3 protein-coding genes and 1 pseudogene are annotated in these 4,183 nt (G+C 55.8%); 3 read left to right on the top strand and 1 reads right to left on the bottom strand.

What is annotated here, in order from left to right; all coding sequences use genetic code 11:
* On the top strand, nt 1–1,457 hold a 1,457-nt coding region (locus tag DBR24_RS07215), incomplete at its 5' end, for a hemagglutinin repeat-containing protein (protein ID WP_177490459.1).
* Nucleotides 1,458–1,598: 141 nt separating this feature from the next.
* The gene (locus DBR24_RS07210) at nt 1,599–1,976 is read left to right on the top strand and encodes a c-type cytochrome (RefSeq protein ID WP_128614333.1); all 378 of its coding nucleotides are present in this window, start codon (nt 1,599–1,601) and stop codon (nt 1,974–1,976) included.
* Between the two features lie 648 nt (nt 1,977–2,624).
* Here the strand turns inward: DBR24_RS07210 and DBR24_RS07205 are convergent.
* Nucleotides 2,625–2,936 (bottom strand): annotated as a pseudogene (locus tag DBR24_RS07205) (transposase); the annotation flags it as partial.
* Nucleotides 2,937–3,815: 879 nt separating this feature from the next.
* Between DBR24_RS07205 and DBR24_RS07200 the strand changes: the two are divergent.
* Nucleotides 3,816–4,183: Hcp family type VI secretion system effector (locus DBR24_RS07200; RefSeq protein ID WP_146188981.1), on the top strand; the 368-nt coding region annotated here is incomplete at its 3' end.

Below are 4,183 nucleotides of genomic sequence, written 5' to 3'. Positions count from 1 at the left end.
GTTCCACCGCCGTCGTCGGCGCTTATGCCGGCAGCCAGGGTGTGAACATCAAGGTCGGTGGCGATGCGCAGTTCGCAGGCAGCCGTTTCGATGGCGGGCAGGGCGGAGTGAGCATCAACACGGGCGGTGATCTGGCGCTGAATCAGGCCAACAACCGCCAGCACAGCAACGACAGCAGCCTGCGTGGCAGTGGCTCTCTGACGGTCGGCACCTTGCCGGGGACCGACGGCACCAACCTCGACCTCGGCGCCGGTTTCCAGCTCGATCACACCGGCAAGCAGACCACTGACACCCAGGCCCATGTGGCGAGCATCACCAGCAACGGTCCGGTGCAACTCGGCAGCGGCGGAAATCAGCTGCAGCAAGGCAGCAAGATCGACAGCGCTGGCGCCATCGTTCTGCACGCCGACGGCAAGCTCGATCTGCAAGCGGCCACCGATACTCACACCGCCACCGGCAGCAATCTCGGCGGCGGCTTGAAGGGGGGCGGCAGCAAAACCAGCAGCGAGAAGAGTCGCGATCAGGCCGGCAATCTGAGCGGCAACTTCAATATCGGTCGAGTCAATGAGGATTCGCAAACCCTCAGCGGTGGCCAGCTCAACAGCCAGAGTGGCCTCGCACTAAGCGGTGATTCGATTCACCTGCAAGGCACGCAAGTCAGCGTACCGAACGTCAGCATCGACGCGCAGAAGGGCGGTTACGTGCAGGAATCGGCGCAGTCCACCGACAACCGCAATAACTGGAATGTCGCGCTGAATGCCGGCGGCAACTTGAGCAGCAAAACCCCGACCGCCGCGGATGAGAAGGCCAGCAGCGACCACGGTTTCAATGCCGGCGCCAAGGTGGGCGTGGATTACTTGCAGGGCAGCACCCAGCAGAACAGCCAGATCAGGGCTGACCATGTGGTGTTGAACAGTGCCGGTGATGCACAGCTGGTGGGTGCGCGGATCGACGCTAAAGATGTCAGCGGCACAGTCGCGGGTGATCTGAAGGTCGAGAGTCGCCAGGGTTCGAGCAACCATGCCAAGGTCGATGTCGATCTGGGCCTGACCGCGAAGAAAAACCCACCGAGCGACAAGGAACAACTCGCCGGCACCGACTACAAGCCGACGCTGAAAGCGCAGGGCGAATATGCGCACAAGGACAGCGTTGCGCAGATGTCTGGCATCAGTGGCAGCCAAGGGGTGAACCTCGCAGTCGGCGGCGCGACGCAGCTGACGGGGGCGCGGATTTCGGCCACTGAAGGGAAGGTGGATCTGCGCGGATCGAAGGTCGGTCGCGCTGATCTGAGCAACCGTGACTATGGCGTGAAGGCCGGACTTGATCTGCCACATAAAGCCGAGGAAAACGCACCCAAGGTTTCCCTGGAAAACGGCAACCTGAAAGTCGGCCCGGTCACCTTGAGCGGGCATCTGGACACCCAGACCCTGCAAGCCGGGATCGACGAAAAAGGCTGATCCAATGGCCGGTGGTGGATGCACTCGAACCTGCGCCCACCACCGAACCCTGTGGGAGCGAGCTTGCTCCCACATTGTTTTGCGCCAAGCGTTAAATCTCGCGCATCATGCGCGACCTTAAAGACGCCAGGGAGGCAAACAATGAAAACCGCATTCGTCGCTGTACTCGGGGCTTTGTTGATCGCTCAAACCTCCGTGTCCTTCGCGGATAACAGCAATGGAAAAAATCTCTATTCGCAGCGCTGCGCTGTGTGCCACGGCGCCGATATAAAGGGCACCGGGCCGTTGGCGCATAAAAGCAATCCGCCAACACCTGACCTGACAACGCCCGCGTTCAAAAAACGCCTGAATGAATATCCGGGCGTGATTGTGTCGTCGATCATCCTTCGCCCGAACGGCAACCTGATTCCGAAAACGTTGCAGGAGAACGGGGTAAAAATACCGCCGCATGCCTGGAGCGTTAAGGATCTGCGCGATCTGCATGACTACATGAGTGGTGTGATTTCGATAAAACGCTGAGCTGCAAAGGCGACCCGGACTGTGGGCTTTCAAAAAAAATGGTTCTTCATGACCTGTAAACTCAATGAGTTGTGCATCTTTTTTGGCATGACTACTTTATGCTTTTTTCAGTTTTCTTGATAAAAGCCTCTGAAACTCTCGAAATAAATGAACCAGCTTCGGCTGGTTTTTTTTGAGAGTCTTCGTTCACAGCCTTTTCAGAAATAGTATATTTGTCGCCCCTCGCTTTCCATCAGAAAGGGCGATCCCCTCACCGCGGAATCGCGGCAATCTCACTACCCTGTAAACCTAATTTTTGCACTGTTAACCACGGTGGCTAACGGTGCGCAAAAATGGTTTGCACACCACTACGCGTAATTGCACAGACTTGTTCACCAATTTGCAGTCGACCTGAGCAATGAATTGCAGCGAATTTGACCATCACGCAGTGTGGTCATGACCGGCAAAAAACGACCCATTGTAGCCCGTCGCGAAAGGCAGCTACCGGGCGATTCTGTTGAAAAAGTCGGATTTTCAGTTGGTCTGACCTCAAGCACGACCTCCATCGGAGAACCTACTCACCACGCTGCGTGGTTTCTCGGCTCTTTGTTGACCTTTGCTGCTCTGTGAGTGGGTTAATTTAAGATTTTTTGCTACGTGCAGGCGCACCTATCCCGTGAGTGGTGACCCTTGAGAAGTAAGTTTGGCTAGCCGTCGCAAATTCTGCACCGCAGCAGCCAGCGTGAATTCATCGGTTGCGCCACTCATGCCACGTAGTCGCAAGCGATCCATCTTCAGGATGCGCTTGAGGTGGGCAAACAACATCTCGACCTTTTTACGTTCATGACGAGAGCGCACGTATTGCGCCGTCGCGGCGATGCACCGAGCCACATTACGAGCGGCTTCATGGACGCTGCGAGCGATCTTGCGGAACGCCGTGTTCAGGCAGTACTTGGCTTTCATCGGGCAGGCTACGCAGTCGATACCTGCTCTCTGAGAAAGAGGAGTATCTCTGCAGGTGTCTGCTGGGCATTTCTCTGACGGTGTACGCAAAATCTTTCCGGCCTTCACTTCGTCTGCGTATTGAGTCAACCGATCCGCTTCGACATACAGCGCCTCAATTCTCTGCATGGCTGCAAGCAACTCGGCCTCACCGTACTGTTTGGCCATTCTGAACATGTCTTGAGCAGCGTCCTCGAGTGCTAGTGCAGCGCTTTTCAGATCACGGCGCAAATCCTGATTAGTTTTCGTCAGCCCCATGCGGATTGCCTCCTTCAAAAGTCGTTGGTGAGGTCGGTATGTCAAAGACCTACAGTATGAGTCGCCGTTAAACCCTTGGCATAGCGGCTAGGTCGCATCTGTTTGAAGATCTCATGAGTGGCGGGAAGCAGGCAGGCCTGTACTGTCTTGGAAAATAAAAAGTGTGGCTCCTTCGGGCCAGGCTCGGGTTGCGATTTGTCATGATTTCGGAAAGGGAGTGCCTCTGATTTTCGGCCTTGCTGAAGTGCTGATTAGGTCTGGCTGCATCAGAATTTTAGCTGTTGATGTGTTGGGGAAGCTTTTTTGAAAGTGCGCAACTTCTTGCGCACTTGTTCCGCATATTTGGCTCGATAAATCGCTGCAGCCCAAGTAGATCGCGGCCTGCAGCCAAGTGCGCAACTTCTTGCACATCACTGCGCAACTTTTTGCGCACTTTTCCTTTGTTTTCTGAGGATTTATCCCAGCTTTTCCGAGGAAAACGCTCGCAAGCCCCGGTTCATAAGGCCCGAAAAAAGTTGGCATGTAATTTGGTGGCAAATGGCCGCCTCTTAGGTGATTTCACCTATGACTCATCCACTGATCCAGCAAGGAGCACCTCCCATGGCAACACCAGCGTACATGTCGGTTACCGGCGAAAAACAAGGCCTGATCACTGCCGGCGCCTTCACCGCCGACTCCGTTGGCAACACCTACCAGGAAGGCCACGAAGACCAGGTTATGGTTCAGGCTTTCACCCACGACGTGATCATCCCGCGTGACCCACAATCCGGTCAGCCAACCGGTCAGCGCGTGCACAAGCCAGTTGTGATTACCAAGGTTTACGACAAGGCTTCGCCTCTGCTGCAAGCGGCGCTGACCTCCGGCGAGCGCATGAGCGAAATCGTTATCCAGTGGTACCGCACTTCGGCGCAAGGCACCCAAGAGCACTACTACACCACCAAACTGGAAGACGCGATCATCGTCGCCAT

Origin of the sequence: Pseudomonas sp. HMWF006, from assembly GCF_003061205.1 — a bacterium.
In the GTDB taxonomy this organism is placed as follows: domain Bacteria; phylum Pseudomonadota; class Gammaproteobacteria; order Pseudomonadales; family Pseudomonadaceae; genus Aquipseudomonas; species Aquipseudomonas monsensis.
This window is presented reverse-complemented; position numbering and strand designations above follow the sequence as displayed.